Genomic DNA, 20,580 nt, shown 5'->3' with positions numbered 1-20,580 from the left:
TTACTGGATGTTTACGTTTTTTAGATTCACCCCTATTATGCTTTTTTTAGCAGCGACATTTAATGCTGGGGCATCGTCACATGCAGAATTCAATGCGGGTTATGACGCAGCGCAGTCAGGTAATTACAAACGCGCCGTTGCTCTGTGGACCCCACTGGCTGAGCAAGGTGATGCCTCTGCTCAATACACATTAGGCTGGATGTTTGAAAGTGGCCAAGGCGTACCGCAAAATTACAAACAAGCAGCATTTTGGTATACAAAAGCAGCTAAACAAGGTGACGTAGCAGCGCAATACGTACTGGCCACTATGTATAACAAAGGCAATGGCGTGCCATTAGACAACTTACAAGCGGTACAATGGTTTACTAAAGCAGCCAATCAAGGTGATGCGGTTGCACAGTTCAAATTAGGCGTTCACTTCCAAAAAGGCTCAGGGGTTGAACAAGACTACAAACAAAGCTTAGTCTGGTTTACTAAAGCGGCGGAGCAAGGCCATCTCACCTCACAAATCAACCTTGGTAAAATATATCAATCCGGCAGAGGCATTAAGCTCGATTATAAAAAAGCCATTGAATGGTATGAAAAAGCGGCTAATCAAAATAATGCATTAGGCTTATATCACCTTGCTTTTATGTATGAACATGGCCGTGGTGTGCTTCAAGACTTACTTAAAGCTAAATCCCTCTATTTGCAATCTGCCAACAGTCAATATGCCCCCTCAGCCTACAAACTGGCAGAGTTTTATGAACAGGGAAAAGGCATTGATATTGATTTTAAACGTGCCGGGAAATGGTACAAGCGTTCAGCTCAAAAAGGCAATAGTGGTGCACAATTTAAACTCGGTAATTTATACAAAGAAGGCAAAGGGGTAAGAAAAAACATTCGTACGGCCATTGACTGGTACATTCAAGCATCAAATCAAGATCATGCCCTTGCCCATTATCAACTCGGTGTTATTTATGAGAAGGGCGTGGTAGAAAAACAAAAGAGTCAGTCGGTTAATGTAAATTACAAAAAAGCATTACAACATTTTAAGCAGTCCTCGCAATTAGGTTACTTACGCGCACATGCTCGCCTTGCTTATCTTTACGAGAATGCACTCGGAACAGAAATAGACATTGATCAAGCGGTGGCGCTTTATCAACAAGCAACACAACCTTGGGCACTAGAACGCTATCAAATATTAACTAGCCAATTGGCTTGCTTTGATACCGCAACCACGCAATTGTTTTCAGTCAATATTGCTTGTACAACACGACAAATATTACGAGAAAAAATAAAAGAACAAAAAATAATCGCGATTGATGAAAACATTAATCACTGGTCAGACACCTATTTTACTGGCGCGATGATACCCGGCAGTAGCCAACTGCAGATAACTTACAGTCGCGAAGATTTATTTGTCAGCGCAGAATACACCTTTGTTGGGCGTAATAAACCAGCGCTAATCAGCCAAGTTAAAAACAAATTGGTTGAAAGATATGGCCCGCCTACAACACAAAGCGGTGAAGTGAAAGAAGGACCTGCTAGTTTTGAATGGGTGTTAGAGGATGGCATTCATTTAAGTGTCAGCCGCGCTTGGCCAGACACCACTACGTTTGTATTGTATACCTCGCCAGAAAAACAAAAAACACAAGAAGCGCAACAACTACAATCAAGCGATAAAACGTTTATACCACCTGAACAACAAGCAGGTGCTAAAATTGAATCCGAACTTTTTTAACAAAGCGTTTGGAATCATCATTTTATTCCCATAGAATCATATAGATAAACACTTATATAAGTTGAAATAATGGATACCACGTTACTCTTTTTCATCGGCACTGCATTTACATTTGGCATGGTCATTAACTTTACTGGCTTACCGCCTATGGTTGGCTTTTTATTGGCCGGTTTTGTGCTTAATTACCTTGGCTTTGAAGTCACTGAAGGGTTAACCACACTGGCTAATTTAGGGGTAACAATCCTACTTTTTTCAATCGGTTTAAAACTGGATATTCGCACCCTGTTTAAAGCAGAAGTATGGGCAGGCGCCTCGATTCACATCTTTGCTAGCATCCTCTTTTATGGGGCAATACTGTTTCTTTTAAAACACCTGGGTTTGCATTATTTTATCGACTTAGAGGTCAGCTCTCTCTTATTAGTCGCCTTTGCGTTAAGTTTTTCTAGTACCGTTTTTGCTGTAAAAATTCTTGAAGAAAAAAGCGAAACAAACTCTCTGTATGGTCGTATCGCCATTGGTATTTTGATCATGCAAGATATTTTCGCGGTGCTCTTTTTAACCGTTTCTGTCGGTAAAGTTCCCTCTCTTTGGGCGCTGTGCTTATTTGCATTGCCGCTTATCCGCCCGCTTCTGTTTAAATTATTAGACCGAGCAGGTCATGGCGAACTATTAGTTTTATATGGCTTCTTTTTAGCCCTAGTAGTAGGCGCTGGTCTCTTTGAGGCTGTGGGTATGAAAGCGGATTTAGGGGCGCTGATTGCAGGTATGTTATTAGCCGGTCATGCAAGTGCTAAAGATATGGCTAAATCGTTATTTAATATGAAAGAGCTGTTTTTAATCTGCTTCTTTTTAAGCATTGGATTAGGTGGGTTACCCGGATTTAATCATTTTGTAGTGGCGAGCATCCTTTCGGTATTATTACTTGGAAAAATTGCCCTCTACTTTTTAACACTCACTAAATTCCAGTTACGTTCACGTACCTCTCTTTTTGCAGCCTTCTCGTTAGCGAATTACAGTGAGTTTGGGTTGATTGTTGCGTCATTAGCCACTTACAAAGGCTGGTTATCTCAGGATTGGTTAATTATTACTGCGATAGCTGTTTCTCTTAGTTTTATTATCGCGTCTCTCTTTAATAAATACGCAGATGATATCTATACCCATTTCTCGCCGACCTTAAAACGTTTTCAATCTAAACACCTGCATAAAGATGATAGACCCGTACGCGTAGGTGACGCACAAATACTGGTGATGGGCATGGGACGTATTGGCGCAGGCGCATACGATGCTTTAAAGGTAAGTTATGGCGAACACGTAATGGGTATCGATTATAACCATCAAACCACCCTCAAACATCGTGAACTAGGTCGACGTGTGATCACCGGCGATGCACTCGATTCAGATTTTTGGAACAAATTACAGTTAACCGATAACATTAAACTTATTTTACTGGCCATGCCTGATCATAACGGTAATCGTTATGCGGCAGAACAGCTTAAAAAAATAGACAGTTGTAACTTTAAAGTCGCCGCACTAGCACATTATAAAAGTGATGAAATTGAGCTTAATGCACTGGGTGTTAACCCAGTTTTTAATATGTATGAAGAAGCGGGTTCTGGTTTTGCTCGACACGTATGGTCGGAGTTACAACCACAGATAGTGAACAGTCGTGGCGATCAAGAATTATAACCCTTTAACAAAAAGCAACATTCGCGCTTATTTAGGCAATTATTCCTCACTTACCGAGGAAGTGTGACTTGGTGAGTGCTATTTTGTGTGACTTTTTACACTTATTCTGTAAAAATCGCCGTTAATTAAACAAATTTATTGTTTAACATCGGTTAATTTAACTTATCTAAAACAATAAAATTATAAAGGTAATATTATGTGTTCTATTTTTGGTGTATTCGACATTAAAAGCGATCCAATCGCTTTACGTCAGCAAGCAATTGAGATGTCAAAGTTATTACGTCACCGTGGACCTGATTGGTCTGGTGTTTACGCAAGCAATAAAGCGATTCTTGTTCACGAACGTCTTTCAATTGTTGATGTAAATACAGGTGCACAACCTCTATACAACCAAGATAAGAGCCACATCCTCGCGGTAAATGGTGAAATTTATAATCACAAAGACTTAGAAGCAACATTAACCTGTGATTACCAATTCAAAACAAAATCTGACTGTGAAGTTATTCTTGGCCTTTACGAAGAAAAAGGTAACCAATTTTTAGATGATCTAAACGGTATTTTTGCATTCTGTTTATACGATACCAATAAAGACAAATACCTGATTGGTCGTGACCACATGGGTATTATTCCACTTTACATGGGCTGGGATGAATTCGGTAACTTCTACGTTGCCTCTGAAATGAAAGCACTAACACCTATTTGTGTAAAAGTTGAAGAGTTTCCACCGGGTCATTACCTTGATAGTGAAGTGGGTGAAGTAACAAAATATTACGTTCGTGATTGGATGGAATTTGATGCAGTTAAAGATAACGGTGGCAGCGCTGCAGAAATCGGTAAAGCATTAGAAGAGTCAGTTAAACGCCAACTAATGTGTGATGTGCCTTACGGTGTATTACTTTCTGGTGGTCTTGATTCATCGGTTATTTCAGCTATCACGCAAAAATTTGCGAAACAGCGTGTCGAAGATAATGATGAAACTGGCGCTTGGTGGCCACAACTTCACTCTTTCTCGGTTGGCCTTGAAGGTTCACCCGATTTAGCAGCGGCACAAAAAGTAGCTGAAGAGTTAGGGACGGTGCATCACCCAATCATCTTTACAGAACAAAATGGTATTGATGCCCTTAAAGAAGTTATCTATCATCTTGAAACCTACGATGTAACAACCATTCGTGCTTCTACGCCAATGTACTTAATGGCGCGTAAAATCAAAGCGATGGGTATCAAAATGGTACTTTCTGGTGAAGGTGCTGATGAAATATTCGCGGGTTACTTGTACTTCCACAAAGCACCAAATGCAAAAGAATTGCATGAAGAGCTAAACCGTAAACTAAACAAACTACATATGTTTGATTGTTTACGTGCTAATAAATCAATGTCTGCTTGGGGTGTTGAAGCACGTGTCCCATTCTTAGATAAAGAGTTCTTAGATGTTGCGATGCGCACTAACCCTGAACTTAAAATGATCAAAGACGGTCGTATTGAGAAAAACATTTTACGTGAAGCCTTTGATGGGCAATTATTACCAGAAGTTTTATGGCGTCAAAAAGAGCAATTCTCTGATGGTGTTGGTTACAGCTGGATTGATACGTTAAAAGCACATATCGAAACACAAGTTACCGATCAACAGCTTACAAGTGCTGAGTTTAAATTCCCAATCAATACACCCGATACTAAAGAAGCTTATTTCTACCGTAGTATTTTTGCAGAGCACTTCCCACTAGACAGTGCTGCACAATGTGTACCACATGGTAAATCAGTGGCTTGTTCAACCGTTGAAGCATTAGCTTGGGACGAAAGTTTCCAAAATAACGCAGATCCATCTGGACGTGCAGCCGGTATACATAACGACGCATACGTACAAAAATAATAAATAATCACATAGGATGTCGTGATTTAAAACTTACTTCATCGTTGAAAAATGCTAGTTTAGAATATTAAACTGCGCTTTTCCACCTTGAATTAAGCATAAATAGCTTACCCCTAAGCAATGTTCAATAGTATTATAAAGCGCTCATCGAGCGCTTTTTTTATGGCTTACATTTAAGCGAGAATAGAATAATGACAAATACTGTTGCAACGATTTGCCCTTGTAAAAGTGGTCAAGATTACCAACATTGCTGTGATGTTTTCCACAGTAAACAACAAAAACCTGCAAGTTGTGCGCAGTTAATGCGTTCTCGTTACAGCGCGTTTATATTACAACTGGGTGATTACCTGCTTAATACTTACCACCCTGATTTTCGTGGAGAGTTAACCATTGAGCAACTCTCAGAGAAAAGCTTAAATTGGTGCAATCTACAAATAATAGACACTGAAAGCTTACCAGAAACAGGATTTGTTGAATTTAAAGCCTGGTATTTCAATAAGGGTCAACTCTCATGTCACCATGAACGCTCTAACTTTGTGAAAGATCATGATCAATGGCTTTATTGCGATGGGACTTTTTATCCAGAAGAAAAATCAGGTAAGATAGCTCGCAATGATCCTTGCCCTTGTGCAAGTGGTAAAAAATTCAAAAAATGTTGTGCATTAAATAACAAGAACTGAGATAAACATGGAAATGGAAAAGAAAACATTATTGACCGATTGCCCAGATAGCAAAGGTCTTATCGCCCAAATTACTAATATATGCCAAAAGCATCAGCTGAATATCGTTAAAAATAACGAGTTTGTTGACCATCAGCATGGGCGATTTTTTATGCGCACCGAGATTGAAGGTATTTTTAATGACCACACATTATTAGCAGATCTTGATTACAATTTGCCTAAAGGCTCACATCGCTCTTTGATATCAGGAAAAAAGAAACGCATCGTTATACTAGTGACAAAAGAAGCGCACTGTATCGGTGATATATTAATGAAAAGTACCTATGGCGGTATTGATGTTGAGATTGCAGCTGTTGTGGGTAACTACGATATACTTGAAGATCTAGTCAGTAAGTTCAACATTCCTTACCACACTGTAAGCCATGAAGGTTTATCACGTGAAGAGCATGAAGAAAAAGTATTAGAAACGATTGCACCTTACACACCTGATTACGTTATCTTAGCGAAATACATGCGTATTTTAACGCCTAATTTTGTTGAAACCTATGCGAATAAACTAATCAATATTCACCATTCATTTCTGCCTGCCTTTATTGGTGCAAAGCCTTATCAACAAGCTTTTGACCGAGGCGTGAAAATCATTGGTGCTACGGCGCATTTTGTTAACAACGATCTTGATGAAGGGCCTATTATTACTCAAGATGTTGCACATATTGATCATGCTTACAGCGCTGCAGATTTAGCCAAAGCAGGCCGCGATGTTGAGCGTTCAGTATTAAGCCGTGCATTACAGCAAGTGCTTGATGATAAAGTATTTGTTTATGGCAATCGTACTGTTGTTTTTAAATAAGAACCTTACCTCAGGCTGCTGAGACTTAAGTAACCTGAGTTCTGGTTCACTATTAAATGCCCATTTCTTATGCCCTATTATTGGGCTAAATGGGCATCTTTCCCAATCAAGTTTTAGATAAAAGAAACAAACACCTACAATAAACCCCTCCCCCTAGATTATACTAAACTTACCAGTAACATGATGATGCTAAATTAGCGCATTAATCTATTTTGATACAATTATTTATAAATTCACTTATCGTTTATTTAATAGGAATCATTATGAAAAAATTACTTTCAGCAGTCGCAATTATAAGTGCCTTGAGCTCTATTTCAGTACAAGCAAGTCAATCCACATTTATGTACTCCTCGCTAAATGGTTACAATGCGCCACAAGCAGAAACAGTCGCTGGTGTTCGATTAGCGCTATTACACGGTGAAGTAAACGAAGTGAAAGGCCTTGATCTCGCTGTGATTGGCATGTCAGAAACCAATAAAACAACAGGGGTTAACTTAGGTATTTGGGGAGCGGCAAAAGTAAACCAAAGCATGACCGGCGCGTCATTGGGATTGTTTAATTGGATTCCAGGTCAAACCGTAGGTGCAAACTTAGGTATCGTAAATATTACCGGTGATGTAAAAGGCGCAAACCTTGCCCTTATGAATTACTCTGAAGGTGATACTGTCTTTGATATGGCAGCGGTCAGCATTTCTAAATCATCTACCGTGCAAGTTGGTTTTGTTAATATGACCGACAATATTAAAGGCGTACAAATTGGTTTATTAAATTGTGCAGATAATGGCTTCTTTAAATGTTTTCCCATTTTTAATTTTGCAAAGTAAAAACTAAAAATGAAAAGCTAAGTTTAAAAAAGGCCCGCTAATAGTGATATTAGCGGGCCTTTTATTTTTAGGTTTAGCGTTAGGTTTGCAAACTTAACGTTTTTATTAAGCTTTAGGTGCAACGTAAGCTTCTAATTCCGTAATAGAGGCAGTTGTTACAAACTCGCCGTCCATGTAGAAAGTAACCATGTCACCCTGTTTTTCACCACGTAACACCGCTTTCTCGCCATTTGTGTAAACGATATGAAAATCAAGTGTATCTGCATTAATAGCTTGAGCTTGTGCAGAATAAACAGATTTATCACCCGCCCCTATTTGTGTAATAGGATCAATCGGCGCTTCTTTTAGTGAAGGGTCTAAATCGTCATTAATGTTTAACATTGTTTTTGTTTTAGTATCAAAAATATGCGGTTTACCATTTAACGGGTTTTGGCCAGACCAAAATCCAATCGCATTGAATACTAACGCATCAACTGCAACTGTTAAGGCGTACACAGGTGCTAATAAAATATTTAGCCCACCACGCGCATAACGATTATCAACCGCTTCGAGGTTAAACTGCATCAACTTAGTCGTGACCGCATTACTACCGACACAACCTGCAAGGCTTGCGCTTAATGCAATCATAACGCCTATTTTCATTAGAATTTTTTTCATTGTCAGTTCCTTTAAATGAATTATTTTAAATCAAAGCCAAGTTTTGATGTTTTGTCCACATGACACTATGTGTCCAAAATGTAGCAAAAGAGAAAATAAAGTCAAAAAAAATTGATTTAAGTTAATGAAAACAGTGATTTTTTTAACAAAAGAAATGAATAAAGCGAGGAAGCTCACAGAGTAGAATGAAACTAAACTACATCACCCTCAACTTAACAGGCTTCTCATCGAGGTTTAAATCTTGGTATTTTTTTATTAAGGCGTAATCAACACCATTAGCTTCAGATGGGTTAGCTAACGCTTGGCTCTCTTTTAAACGACGCTGTGATAAAAATGATAAATTATCAACAACCTCAGGATCAAAGTTAGTATTGTTGCTACGTGAGAGAATAGCTTCATTATTTAACAGAGACTGTAAACGGATAGAAGAAAGGTCTTTTCTATGTGCAGCTAAACTTATGTTTTTAGCCTGTTGTAAAGAATGACCTTGGTTAACCAGTGGCTGAGCTTCCGACAAAGAAAACGACTCACGCAATTCCATTTCACTCAAAGCGCCAATTTTTGCTTTAGGCAAATCAAACTGTGAGAAATCGCGGGCATCATCTGACAACAAACTAAGCAGTAGATTAAATTTATTACGCGTGCCATTAGTTACCGCAACATTTAGTTGCGATCCTAATTGCCACTCGTTAATTAATAATCCAGCTTCCGCTTGTATGTTTTTCATTCGACTTTCATCTTTTGTCTTCGATAATAAGAGTTATCGGCAACAAACTGATTTTATTTAGTATTTTTTCTTATTATTTAATAGTTTTTTTGCTTTTCCTCTTCACAAAGAGAATTAATCTGATATTATTCACCGCGAAATGAAGGAGGGGTTCCCGAGTGGCCAAAGGGAACAGATTGTAAATCTGTCGCGTAAGCTTCGGTGGTTCGAATCCACCCCCCTCCACCATTTCATCCCTCAGCAATAACATTATCTACAAACTCCCCCAAGAATATAAAAACATAATATCTGTATAATATTTATCGATTAAATCCCCATAACTATCAGTTTCATCTACACTTTGTACATTGATTTTATTTGAAGGTTTGCAATGTTCAGTTACAAAAATAAACGTATTTTAATCGTTGATGATCAAAAGCCCTTTCATATAATGCTTAAAACTATGCTCACTAATCAAGGCGCTAAAAACATCAGCTTTGCTGATAGCGCAGACAGCGCAACAAAATTGGCTCACCGTAAAGAATTTGATATCTATCTGATTGATTACAACCTCGGCTCAGGAAAAAATGGATCTCAACTATTAGATCACCTTCGACATAACCAACTTATTCCACACAGCGCGTTATGTTTTATTATCACTGGTGATAGTAATAAAGGCATGGTATTAACCGCCATCGAAAAAGCACCCGATGACTACTTAATGAAACCCTTTTCGCAAACCCAGTTATTTAATCGTTTAAGTAAAGCCAGTCAAAAAAAATTAATATTGTCTGGTATTTTTGAGGCATTAGCTGAAGAAAAATATGATCAAGCGATACTGTTATGCAAAGAGAAAATACAAACAGAAAGTAAGTTTCGTAGTTTATGCAAAAGCCTGTTAGCTGATATTTTAATTACCACTGAACGTTATGACGCGGCCGAGCAAATTTTAAAAGCCCTTGTTGATAATCGCCCTTTAGTGCGTGTCAGCATTACCTTAGGTAAAGTCTACTGTTTACAGAATAAGTTTCCTGAAGCGATCAAAATATTAAAGGAGGTAATTTTAAATACTCCCTTACAAATGGAAGCTTATCAGTGGTTATCACGTGCCTACCAAGGCAGCGGAGAATTAAGTAAAGCGCTTGAGATCTTAACGCAGGCTGCCAATATGACCCATCACAGCATCGTTCGTCATCAAGAGGTCGCATTACTCGCTAATGAGATGAACGAGCATAAAATAATGCTCAGTAGCTATCACTCTATTTTATCCCTAAGCCGTAACTCTTTTTACCCCGATCCTTGTCATCTCGCTAACTATATTCGTAGTATTATTAATTATGCCAATGCGCAGGAAGAGATCAGTGAACGAAAAATTATATTAAAACAGGTGAACTCGACGTTATATCAAAGTCGTTTTGAAGAAGGCCGAAATAAAAGTTTTGATTTCAATCGCTTTGATGAAATCTGCCAAGCTAAAGTGTTCTTTGCTCAAGGTGAGAGCTTAAAAGCAAAACGCAGAATTTTAAATACCTTAGAAAAAAATGATACTCCCATTGATGAACTCGATAATACTTTTTTATGTGAGAGCCTTTTTTCACTGCTTGAGATTGGCGAGTTTGAATATGCAGCACCTTACATCACAGAATTGAAGCAACGAGATATCATCGATTTAACCACGCAAGTGGCTATTGAGCAGAAAACCGGTGAAATACTCGATAAACGCGTTAATGACTTTAAAGAGCATAATAAGTTAGGTATTCAAGCCTTTGCAGCTAAGTCTTTTGCAGTGGCATTAGACCACTTTAATAAAGCGCTTCATCTTGAGCCTTTAAATTCAGGGGCGCTACTTAATCGTATCCAGGTCTTTATTCAGTTACTTAAACAGAAACAAACAAGTGATCGAAAAAATCAAATAAGCAATTGCCAATCGAGCTTTAGCTTACTCAGTAATACTCAATTATCTGATGATCATGCAAAACGTTATCGTGAGCTCCATGAAGAATTCATAGCGCTCAAAAGAAGTTAACCTTTTAATTCGGTTAACTTTTGTTTCACTCTTTTTGCTGAAATAGGATAAGCAGTACCCAGTTGTTGCGCAAAAAATGAGACTCGTAACTCTTCCATCATCCAATAAACCTCTGCAAGCTGTTCATTTTCTTGCTCATTGCTCAACATCGTTTTACACAGCGCTAAATAGCGTTGCTCTAACTCATGCAACTCAATGGTATGCAATCGATCTTGATTAGGGCTCGCCACTAACTTCTCAAGACGTTTTTCTAGCGCTTGCAGGTAACGTTTTAAATCAGGTAGTTTTTTCTCGCCCACTTGGCAAGCAAAACCAGGGAAAATTAAACGTTCTAATTGTGATTTAATATCTCCTTGCGCCACTAACATGCTTAAATCGATTTTACCCTTCAACTTTTTACTCACTGCATGTGCCAGGGTCAATACTTGCTCCACTAATTGTGTGATCACCAGTGTTCTATCGGCAAGCTCTGCACGTACTTTTTCTTTTTGAATTTCAAAAGCATTGGCATCTTGAGGTGTTATTTCGCTTTGTAAAATCGAATCAACGGCACAAGCGATACAATCATCAATCAAGTCTTTTACCTGACCAAATGGATTAAAATAAAGCCCTAGCTTGGCTTTATTAGGCAGACTTTGTTGCAGGTACTTGATTGGCGAAGGCACATTTAACAAGACTAAACGGCGTAACCCCTGTTGATTTGCACGTTGTGCTTTCTCTTCACTATCAAACAGTTCAATAGCAACACTTTTGCTTTTATCGACTAACGCAGGGTAAGCTTTTACTTCGTAGCCACCATGATCCTTTTTAAAGGAGTTCGGTAATTTTCCAAAATTCCACTCTACTAAATCTGTTTTTTCAATACCCTGCTTAGACACTTTTGAAAGCGTTTGTTTCACCTCCCCCTTTAAATCATGCTGCAACTGAAACAGATCAGTACCTACTGCAATCACTTTTTTATTATCGTCGATAACATTAAATTTGATACGAAGATGTGTAGGTAATGCACTAACATCCCATGATTTTTCTGGAATTCTCACCCCAGTCATGCGTAACAATTGTTTTTCGAAGGCCTCATAAAGTGGTAATTTTAACGGCTCTAAATTGGCCATTGCTGCCTGTGCATAATTAGGCGCAGGCACAAAGTTACGACGAATAGGTTTAGGCAAGGTTTTAATCAGCGCAATTAATAACTCTTCGCGTAATGCGGGAATTTGCCATTCAAAACCTTCAGCCGTTATTTGATTTAATAACACCAGCGGAATCTGCACGGTGACACCATCCTGCGTAGTGCCAGGCTCAAAGGCATAACTAAGCTGAAGCTTAAAGTTACCCTGTTGCCAATAATCAGGATACGCGTTGGCTGTTACGTTGGTCGCTTCATGTGACATGATGTTTTCACGCTGATAATTTAACAGGTCAGGTTGTTTTTTCTTCTCACGGTCCCACCAACTATCAAACTGCTTTGCACTACATACATTTTGTGGAACATGCTCATCGTAAAAGCTATACAAGGTTTCATCATCAACTAAAATATCGCGACGACGTGACTTATGCTCTAACTCTTCAATATCATTCAGCAGTGCTTGGTTATCTTTAAAGAATTGATGGCGAGTATTAAACTCCCCTTCCACTAACGCATGGCGAATAAACAGCTCACGACATAATACCGGGTCTATTTTTGTGTAGATAACCTTACGTTTAATGACAATCGGCAACCCATATAAGATTTGATTCTCAAAAGCGCCAACCACACCTAATTTTTTCTGCCAATGCGGTTCGGCATAACTGCGTTTTATCAGATGTTGCGCTTGCTGCTCTACCCATTCTGGTTTGATACGTGCACTGATTCGACCAAACAGTTTTGAGGTTTCAACTAGCTCAGCAAACATCGCCCATTTAGGCTGTTTCTTAAACATGCCAGAGCCAGGGAACATGAAGAATTTACTATTACGCGCCCCGAGGTAATGCTGCTCTTTATCTTTAAAACCGATGTGTGACAGTAACCCAGCTAACAAGGCTTGATGAATATTATCGTGATTATTTTCGCTGTCTTTTTCAGTGCCGTTATTCGCATTAGCCCCATTATTAGACATCGGCTGGTTAACTTTAATATCTAGCTCATCAACCACTTGTTTGATTTGTGCATAAATATCCTGCCACTCGCGCACACGCATATAAGCCAAAAACTCTTTTTGGCACATTTTTCTAAACTGACCACTAGAAAGCGTATTACGTTGCTCTTTGATATAAGTCCAAAGATTCACAAAGGCCATGTAATCTGAGTCTTTGTCGTAAAAACGGCGATGCATTTCATCACTGGCTTGCTGTTTTTCCATTGGACGTTCGCGCGGATCTTGAATGCTCAGTGCTGCACTAATGACCATCACTTCATGCACACAATCGTGTTCTTTAGCGGCTAAAATCATACGCGCTAATCGTGGGTCTACAGGAAGCTTTGCAAGCTGACGGCCTAATGGCGTTAACCTTTTACGTGGATCTGACTCGCTTAAGTCAACCGCGCCAAGCTCTTCAAGTAAACTTAAACCATCTTTGATGTTTCTGTCTTCAGGCGGCTGTACAAAAGGGAACTGATTTAATTCACCTAATCCAAGTGCCAGCATCTGCAAAATAACCGAAGACAAGTTAGTACGTAATACTTCAGGGTCGGTAAACTCAGGACGCGATAAAAAATCGTCCTCTGCATAGAGGCGAATACAAACACCTGCGCTAACACGACCACAACGGCCCATACGCTGATTTGCGCTGGCTTGAGAAATAGGTTCAATTGGTAAGCGTTGCACTTTGGTACGGTAGCTGTAGCGGCTAATACGCACGGTGCCGGTATCAATAACATATTTAATACCCGGGATGGTTAACGATGTTTCGGCAACATTGGTTGCTAAAACAATACGTCGCCCACGATGTGACTGAAAAATCCGTTGTTGCTCAGACCCGCTTAGCCTTGCAAACAAAGGTAGTACTTCAGTATCACGCATTTGACGTTTATTAAGTGCCTCAGCAGTATCACGAATCTCGCGTTCACCATTCATGAAAATAAGAATGTCACCACGGCCTAAGCGTTGTAATTCATCAACGGCATTAAAGATGCCTTCGATTTGATCACCACCCGCGTATTCCTCTAAAGGACGATACAGAGTTTCCACTGGGAAGGTACGACCAGAGACTTCAATAATCGGCGCTTTGTTGCCTTTAGCATCACTAAAATGATTGGAAAAACGTTCAGGATCAATGGTTGCTGAGGTGATGATTATTTTTAAATCAGGACGGCGTGGCAATAAGCGTTTTAGGTAACCTAATAAGAAATCGATATTAAGACTACGCTCATGCGCTTCATCGATAATAATGGTGTCATATTTGGTTAAGAAACGATCTTGTTGAATCTCGGCTAATAAAATACCATCGGTCATCAATTTGATGTACGAGTTTTCACTGACTTTATCTGTGAAACGAACGCGGTAACCCACAACACCACCGAGCTCAGAATCTAACTCTTCCGCAATACGATTAGCAACGGTACTGGCAGCAATTCGTCTTGGTTGTGTATGGCCAATTAAACCACTCACACCACGGCCTAATTCTAAACATATTTTAGGAATCTGAGTAGTTTTACCCGAGCCCGTTTCACCCGCAATAATAATCACTTGGTGTTTTAAAATGGCTTCTGCTATTTCGTCTTTTTTCTGACTAACAGGTAGATCGGGGTAATTGATTTCTGGACGGTTATCAAAACGAAATTGACGTTTATCCATTGAAGTTTGAATATCGCAGGCGATTTTAACCAGGCTTAATTCAGCCTTTTCTTTATCTTTAATTTGGCTGTTATTTGCTAAGCGGCGTGAAAACTTAAATTGATCTTTAATTAAAACGTGAGAAAGATGTTTTTTAAGGGTGTTTACGGAGAGAGTCAAAATAGTTACCTAGCAAAATCAAAAAAGTGATCCTAGCAAGCGCAACAAAAAAGCGCAATGAGTTGCCCCATTGCGCTTAAGAAATTCAATTGGAATTTGAGTCAGTTAATCATCTTTTAAGGTATAAATCGCTGAAGATTTACTTTTCAGCTCATTACAACTATTACACCAAAAACTCACTGCCCCACATGCTTTTAAGCGCTCTATTTCATCACCACATTCATGGCAAGCAATAAACAATTTAAAATCGCTATTACAGCTTTCACAATGACGTTTTAATTCGCCACTGCGATCTAATTCATGCTCACATTTAGGACAATTCAATTCCATCTTAAATCTCTATTATTTTTTCTTAGTATGGTGGCTCATCATACGCTTACGTTTGTGCAGTTGGTTTGGTGTCAGTTTTTGACGACGACCTTCAAACGGGTTACTACCTTCACGGAATTCGATTCTGATAGGTGTGCCCATAATTTTAAGAGAACGACGGAAATAGTTCATCAAGTAACGCTTGTAAGAATGTGGTAGCTTTTTAACTTGGTTACCATGAATTACGATCAATGGTGGATTGTAACCACCGGCATGTGCATAACGTAATTTAACACGACGACTTTGTACCATAGGTGGATTATGATCATCTGTTGCCATGGTCATAATACGCGTTAGCATAGACGTTGAAATACGCTTAGTTGATGAGTCGTATGCTTCTTCAATAGACTCATAAAGATGACCAACACCCGTACCGTGTAATGCAGAGATAAAGTGAATTTTAGCAAAGTCGATGAAACCAAGACGACGATCAAGTTCGCTTTTAACACGCTCTTTATCGTAATCAGTCATGCCATCCCATTTGTTCACTGCAATTACTAATGAGCGACCTGCGTTTAGGGTATAACCTAATAAACACAAATCTTGCTCTGCAATACCATCACGTGCATCGATAACCAATAATACGGTATTAGCGTCTTCGATCGCTTGTAGTGTTTTAATTACCGAGAATTTCTCGATAGTTTCATTCACTTTTTTACGCTTACGAACACCCGCCGTATCGATTAAGATATATTCTCTTTCATCACGTGTCATCGGAATGTAGATACTGTCACGCGTTGTGCCAGGTTGGTCAAATACAACAACACGTTCTTCACCTAAAATACGGTTAATTAGTGTTGATTTACCTACGTTTGGTTTACCGATAATAGCCAATTTAATTGGCATAGCAGCAAGACGTTCCTGCTCTTTTAATAGTTTTTCTTCATCATCTTCGATGTATTCATCTTGTGCGAAGAATTCTTCGTCATCAAGTTCACCTTCAACAGGTGCTTCAAAGAAACCATCTAATGCTGTATCTATCATTTGGCGCACACCTTTACCGTGTGCAGCTGCGATATGATAAACTTCGCCTAATCCTAAACCGTAAAATTCAGCACAAGCTGAATCGGCATCAATACCATCGGTTTTATTAGCAACAATGAAAACTTTCTTTTCTTGTTTACGTAGATGATCAGCAATTGCTTGGTCAGCAACCATCATACCTACGCGGGCATCAACCATAAATAAAACGGCATCAGCTTCATCAATAGCCATCAAAGACTGCTCAGCCATTACAGCGTCTAAGCCTTCTTCATCACCAGTAATACCACCTGTATCGATAACGATAAATTCATCTTCATCGATTTTTGCTTGTCCATATTTACGGTCACGTGTGAGACCTGGAAAATCCGCAACAAGCGCATCACGTGTGCGTGTTAAACGGTTAAATAATGTGGATTTACCCACATTTGGACGACCTACTAAGGCGATCACTGGTAACATAAATTGTGTATCCTATAAAACTAAATAATACGCTTGCTTATTAAACGCGAGACTTTCTCAGTTCGTATAATTGTGCATGCTTTAAAACTAAAAATGCCCTAGTCAAAAAGGCGATAAGCTATTATACGTAGTAAATGTAAATTTACTATTTCTTATTATTTATGTGCGCTGTATAACAATAATTTCCACACAGAGAACACGAGAAAAACAGCTGTTAGCCGTCAGCTATCAGTAAATTCACAACATAAGTTCAAAAGCATTTCACCACGAAGCCGCGAACGCTACACGAAGAAAAAGAGCAAAACATGCTAGCTTTCCTTTTGTAGTTAATCGCTTTTAAATTGGGCTTTGAATTTATCTTTTGACCTTACTGACAGCTGATAGCTAAAAACTGATAGCTTGTTTCCCCCTCCCCTAAACGAAAAAAGCCTCTCGCCAATAAAGGCGAGAGGCTTATAAAGAGTAAATATACCTTTACTCTTTCTTATTAATTGACGGCTTCTCAATCGCAATCAGTTTACCACTACGTGTTTGCAGATAGAGGTAACTGTAGCTTTCGAAGGGTTGCATATATAAACCATCTGAATCTAATTCTTGTTGTGCGACAAATTGCCCGTTATCACGGTCAATCCAATGCAGGTAACCTTCAGCATCACCCACCACAATAAATTGATTAGCAATAGCAACACCGGTGAGATTACGATAAGTCAGCTGTTTATTGACCCAAATCTCATCACCTGTTGTTCTGTCGATAGCAAACAAATAACCGCGGTAATCACTCAGATAAATAGTACTACCCGATAAAGCGATATCGTTGTAACCCGAGTATTTACGTTCCCACAACTGCGTGCCTTTCATCAGGTCAATCGCAACAAGGTTACCGTTATAAGCTAATGCATAAATTACACCGTTACGAATAATCGGTTTCATGTCCGCATCAACAATACGATCAAGTTCCGTTGCACCATAAGGGCGGGCAACTGGCAACTGCCATAGTGGCTGTCCTGATGACAATAATGCAGCAGAAACAAATCCATCGGCGCGACCATAAATGATGCCACCTTGGGAAATAGTCGGTGTTGCACTACCACGTAAGGTTAATTTAGGTTGCTTGTTATTAAGTACCCAAACCTCTTCACCACTATTGCTATCAAGCGCAATCAGATCACCACGACTGGTATGAACAATCACTAGGCCGGTAGAATAAATCGGACTTGCAATCACTTCACCTGAGACTTTAACCAACCAGCGAAGGTCGCCAGAGTCTTTATCAATCGCTAAAACCTGTGCGTTTTCAGTGCCAATAAAAAGCGTATCCAGGGCTAAATGAACACCACCAGAGAAACGCGCAGAACGATTAAGCGCGTTACTTTCATGGTCGCCGAAGTCTTTAGACCACAGCTGTTTACCGGTCACTGCATTAAACGATTTTACTTCGCCTTCGCGAGATGCCACATAAACAGCGTCATCATCAGCGGCAGGCTGTAGTTGTGAATAGTATTTCTCAACACCACTACCGATACTTGCTGTCCAGGCGATTTGAGGTGTGTAGCTTGCTTCAAAAACGGGTAACTCAGCCATCGTAACAACATCTTCTTCACTTGAAAAAAGTGAACACCCGGTTAATAACAAGGTAGACGTTGCTAATGTTAGAAGCTGTTTAAGGCCTTTTTTCATTATTATCTCAACTATTGTTAATTGCCTAAAACGGGCTCAGTTGCTTCAGTTTCAACAGCGATTGCAATGTCATCAAACTGCAGTTGTAAAATAGGATCAATACGCCCTTTACTTGCATCAATGGCACTTTGAAATGCGATACGCGCATTATTTACATCGCCCTGTTGTAAATAAACAGTGCCTTTAATTTGCTCAGCTTTAGCGAGGAAGCCAGCTTCTGTAATCAAAGCAAGCGTTGATAATGCATCAGTTAACTGACCCAGTTCAACTTCAACACGTGCTAAACGCAAGTTAATAAGCGCATTCAGTGGCGCGTATTTGTTTTGCCCTTGCAACTGTACTAATTGTGTTTTTGCTAGCGTGAAATCTTTTTGTACGACGGCTTCTTTTGCTAATAACAAAGACGCTAATACTGCGTAGTTACTATCACCATTTTCAGTAATAAATGCTTGTACGTTATCAAGATCAGCGTCTGAACCTTGAGATTCAAACTGCACTAACATATCGCTGTAAGCTTGTGATGCTTTCTCTTGTCCTTCAACAACAGAATCGTTATAAAAACGCCAGCCCCAAAGTCCCGCTAAACCAACAACAGCACCAATCATTAATGTATTGCCGTTATCTTTCCACCACTGTTTAATAGCGTCAACTTGTTGTTCTTCTGTTTCGTAACCTTCAATAATATCAACCACAATCTTTTCCTTAATATATTATTTGTTCTAAAAATTATTATATAAGTGCTAATGTCCAGGGGTAAGGCATTTATGTCCAATTCAAGGCGGAAAGCGCAGTTTAATAATTTAAATGCGTATTTCCGCTTAAAATTTGCCTTAAACGACCTTAATCTAAAGCATGACCTTAAAAATAAGTCGCCAAAACCGCAACCAGTTCATCCATTGAAACAGTTTGTTGGTCAGCGTTGCCTTGTAAATCTTTAATAGTAACAGTGTTATCTTGTAACTCACTCTCACCAATAATTAACGCAATGCGCGCGCCGCTTGTATCAGCACGTTTCATCTGTTTTTTAAACTTGCCAGCGCCACAGTGATGCATCATTTTAAGCTGTGGTAATTCACTACGAATAAGCTCTGCCATTTTAAAGCCTGCAATATCGGTATCGTCACCCACAAGCACACTATAAATATCCACATCTTTTGTCACATCGCCATTAAGCTCAAGTTCGTTAAGCATTAATACAATACGTTCAAGTCCCATCGCAAAACCAACAGCAGGTGTTGCTTTACCACCAAGTTGTTCAACAAGACCATCGTAACGACCGCCAGCACAAATAGTACCCTGCGCGCCTAAGCTTGATGTAACCCATTCAAATACAGTGCGGTTATAATAATCAAGACCACGTACAAGACGTTCGTTGATCACGTATTTAATACCCGCTGCATCAAGGTATTGTTGCAGTTTTGCAAAATGAGACACTGATTCGTCATCAAGATGCTCAGAAAGTTTCGGTGCATCAACTAAAACAGCTTGAACGTCTTTGTTTTTGCTATCTAAAACACGTAATGGATTGGTTTTCATGCGACGTTTGCTGTCATCATCTAACTTATCTTCGTGTAATTCTAAATAACTCACCAACGCTTCTTTATATAAAGCACGAGCTTCATTTGAACCTAGTGAGTTTAACTGCAGCTCAACATGTGAGTCGATACCCAGTGCTTTCCATAAACGAGCAGAAAGTAAGATAACTTCCGCATCGATATCAGGCGTTGCAATACCAAAGGTTTCAATCGCAAATTGATTAAATTGGCGGTAACGGCCTTTTTGAGGACGCTCGTGGCGGAACATAGGTCCCATGTACCACATACGGCGTTCTTGGTTATAAAGTAAACCATGTTCGTTACCAGCACGAACACAAGAAGCAGTACCTTCAGGGCGTAATGTTAAACTGTCACCGTTATCATCAAAGGTATACATCTCTTTTTCAACGATATCGGTGACTTCACCGATTGAACGTTTGAAAAGCGCTGTACTTTCAACGATTGGCATACGAATTTCAGAGTAACCGTAACTACTCACCACGCTTCTTAAAAGCGTTTCTAATTTTTGCCAAACAGGAGTTTGCTCAGGAAGGGTATCGTTCATGCCACGAATAGCTTGGATCTTTTTTGCCACGATGAATTCT

15 protein-coding genes and 1 tRNA gene are annotated in these 20,580 nt (G+C 39.4%); 8 read left to right on the top strand and 8 right to left on the bottom strand.

All coding sequences use genetic code 11. The features are described 5' to 3' along the window. Positions 1-37: 37 nt before the first annotated feature. The 6 genes from CXF74_RS03715 (at position 38) to CXF74_RS03690 (ending at position 7,630) form a co-directional block, all read left to right on the top strand. Positions 38-1,723 (top strand): tetratricopeptide repeat protein, encoded by a 1,686-nt coding sequence (locus CXF74_RS03715; RefSeq protein WP_232772429.1) that lies wholly within the window; start codon positions 38-40, stop codon positions 1,721-1,723. Between the two features lie 69 nt (positions 1,724-1,792). Further along, positions 1,793-3,409, top strand: coding sequence for a cation:proton antiporter family protein (locus tag CXF74_RS03710; protein WP_101081051.1), 1,617 nt, complete (start codon positions 1,793-1,795; stop codon positions 3,407-3,409). Between the two features lie 196 nt (positions 3,410-3,605). Continuing rightward, positions 3,606-5,276, top strand: a complete 1,671-nt coding sequence (gene asnB / locus CXF74_RS03705; protein WP_101081050.1) for an asparagine synthase B — start codon at positions 3,606-3,608, stop codon at positions 5,274-5,276. Positions 5,277-5,467: 191 nt separating this feature from the next. Continuing rightward, positions 5,468-5,956, top strand: a complete 489-nt coding sequence (locus CXF74_RS03700; RefSeq protein WP_101081049.1) for a YchJ family protein — start codon at positions 5,468-5,470, stop codon at positions 5,954-5,956. 13 nt (positions 5,957-5,969) lie between these two features. Beyond that, positions 5,970-6,806 carry a formyltetrahydrofolate deformylase gene (purU, locus tag CXF74_RS03695; RefSeq protein WP_101081068.1) on the top strand — a complete coding sequence of 279 codons (837 nt, stop codon included), beginning with the start codon at positions 5,970-5,972 and terminating at the stop codon, positions 6,804-6,806. A gap of 263 nt (positions 6,807-7,069) precedes the next feature. Continuing rightward, complete coding sequence (locus CXF74_RS03690) at positions 7,070-7,630, top strand: VC2662 family protein (RefSeq protein ID WP_101081048.1); 561 nt, start codon at positions 7,070-7,072, stop codon at positions 7,628-7,630. A 105-nt stretch (positions 7,631-7,735) separates the two neighbouring features. On the opposite strand, the gene CXF74_RS03685 is transcribed toward CXF74_RS03690, so the two are convergent. Continuing rightward, positions 7,736-8,287 carry a DUF3332 family protein gene (locus CXF74_RS03685; RefSeq protein WP_101081047.1) on the bottom strand — a complete coding sequence of 184 codons (552 nt, stop codon included), beginning with the start codon at positions 8,285-8,287 and terminating at the stop codon, positions 7,736-7,738. A 196-nt stretch (positions 8,288-8,483) separates the two neighbouring features. Beyond that, entirely contained in the window at positions 8,484-9,014 is a 531-nt protein-coding gene (locus tag CXF74_RS03680; RefSeq protein WP_232772428.1) for a VC2046/SO_2500 family protein, read from the bottom strand. Between the two features lie 144 nt (positions 9,015-9,158). On the opposite strand from CXF74_RS03680, the gene CXF74_RS03675 reads away from it, so the two are divergent. Further along, a tRNA-Tyr gene (locus tag CXF74_RS03675) sits at positions 9,159-9,242 on the top strand. 142 nt (positions 9,243-9,384) lie between these two features. Further along, positions 9,385-11,019 carry a tetratricopeptide repeat-containing response regulator gene (locus CXF74_RS03670; protein WP_101081046.1) on the top strand — a complete coding sequence of 545 codons (1,635 nt, stop codon included), beginning with the start codon at positions 9,385-9,387 and terminating at the stop codon, positions 11,017-11,019. Here CXF74_RS03670 and hrpA read toward each other — a convergent pair. The 6 genes from hrpA to hisS all read right to left on the bottom strand — a co-directional run bounded on the left by hrpA (position 11,016) and on the right by hisS (position 20,570). Next, on the bottom strand, positions 11,016-14,951 hold the full coding sequence (gene hrpA, locus CXF74_RS03665) for an ATP-dependent RNA helicase HrpA (RefSeq protein ID WP_101081045.1): 3,936 nt from the start codon (positions 14,949-14,951) through the stop codon (positions 11,016-11,018). The genes CXF74_RS03670 and hrpA overlap by 4 nt on opposite strands. 105 nt (positions 14,952-15,056) lie before the next feature. Continuing rightward, on the bottom strand, positions 15,057-15,281 hold the full coding sequence (locus tag CXF74_RS03660; RefSeq protein WP_101081044.1) for a zinc ribbon domain-containing protein: 225 nt from the start codon (positions 15,279-15,281) through the stop codon (positions 15,057-15,059). A 12-nt stretch (positions 15,282-15,293) separates the two neighbouring features. Further along, the gene (gene der, locus CXF74_RS03655) at positions 15,294-16,763 is read right to left on the bottom strand and encodes a ribosome biogenesis GTPase Der (protein WP_101081043.1); all 1,470 of its coding nucleotides are present in this window, start codon (positions 16,761-16,763) and stop codon (positions 15,294-15,296) included. A gap of 474 nt (positions 16,764-17,237) precedes the next feature. Then, positions 17,238-18,440, bottom strand: coding sequence for an outer membrane protein assembly factor BamB (gene bamB / locus CXF74_RS03650; protein WP_101081042.1), 1,203 nt, complete (start codon positions 18,438-18,440; stop codon positions 17,238-17,240). Between the two features lie 17 nt (positions 18,441-18,457). Continuing rightward, positions 18,458-19,132 (bottom strand): tetratricopeptide repeat protein, encoded by a 675-nt coding sequence (locus tag CXF74_RS03645; RefSeq protein WP_101081041.1) that lies wholly within the window; start codon positions 19,130-19,132, stop codon positions 18,458-18,460. A 166-nt stretch (positions 19,133-19,298) separates the two neighbouring features. Then, entirely contained in the window at positions 19,299-20,570 is a 1,272-nt protein-coding gene (gene hisS, locus CXF74_RS03640) for a histidine--tRNA ligase (protein ID WP_101081040.1), read from the bottom strand. Positions 20,571-20,580 lie beyond the last annotated feature (10 nt).

This window comes from Psychromonas sp. Urea-02u-13, assembly GCF_002835995.1.
GTDB lineage: Bacteria > Pseudomonadota > Gammaproteobacteria > Enterobacterales > Psychromonadaceae > Psychromonas.
Note: the sequence above shows the minus strand (reverse complement) of the source record. Positions and strands in the feature narration are given on the sequence as shown.

What these genes read in the sequence shown, in the direction of transcription:
- CXF74_RS03660 (WP_101081044.1), bottom strand. Translation starts at nt 15,281, where the DNA reads ATGGAATTGAATTGTCCTAAATGTGAGCATGAATTAGATCGCAGTGGC.
- der (WP_101081043.1), bottom strand. Translation starts at nt 16,763, where the DNA reads ATGTTACCAGTGATCGCCTTAGTAGGTCGTCCAAATGTGGGTAAATCC.
- CXF74_RS03700 (WP_101081049.1), top strand. Translation starts at nt 5,468, where the DNA reads ATGACAAATACTGTTGCAACGATTTGCCCTTGTAAAAGTGGTCAAGAT.
- asnB (WP_101081050.1), top strand. Translation starts at nt 3,606, where the DNA reads ATGTGTTCTATTTTTGGTGTATTCGACATTAAAAGCGATCCAATCGCT.
- bamB (WP_101081042.1), bottom strand. Translation starts at nt 18,440, where the DNA reads ATGAAAAAAGGCCTTAAACAGCTTCTAACATTAGCAACGTCTACCTTG.
- CXF74_RS03680 (WP_232772428.1), bottom strand. Translation starts at nt 9,014, where the DNA reads ATGAAAAACATACAAGCGGAAGCTGGATTATTAATTAACGAGTGGCAA.
- CXF74_RS03715 (WP_232772429.1), top strand. Translation starts at nt 38, where the DNA reads ATGCTTTTTTTAGCAGCGACATTTAATGCTGGGGCATCGTCACATGCA.
- CXF74_RS03670 (WP_101081046.1), top strand. Translation starts at nt 9,385, where the DNA reads ATGTTCAGTTACAAAAATAAACGTATTTTAATCGTTGATGATCAAAAG.
- CXF74_RS03710 (WP_101081051.1), top strand. Translation starts at nt 1,793, where the DNA reads ATGGATACCACGTTACTCTTTTTCATCGGCACTGCATTTACATTTGGC.
- CXF74_RS03690 (WP_101081048.1), top strand. Translation starts at nt 7,070, where the DNA reads ATGAAAAAATTACTTTCAGCAGTCGCAATTATAAGTGCCTTGAGCTCT.
- CXF74_RS03685 (WP_101081047.1), bottom strand. Translation starts at nt 8,287, where the DNA reads ATGAAAAAAATTCTAATGAAAATAGGCGTTATGATTGCATTAAGCGCA.
- purU (WP_101081068.1), top strand. Translation starts at nt 5,970, where the DNA reads ATGGAAAAGAAAACATTATTGACCGATTGCCCAGATAGCAAAGGTCTT.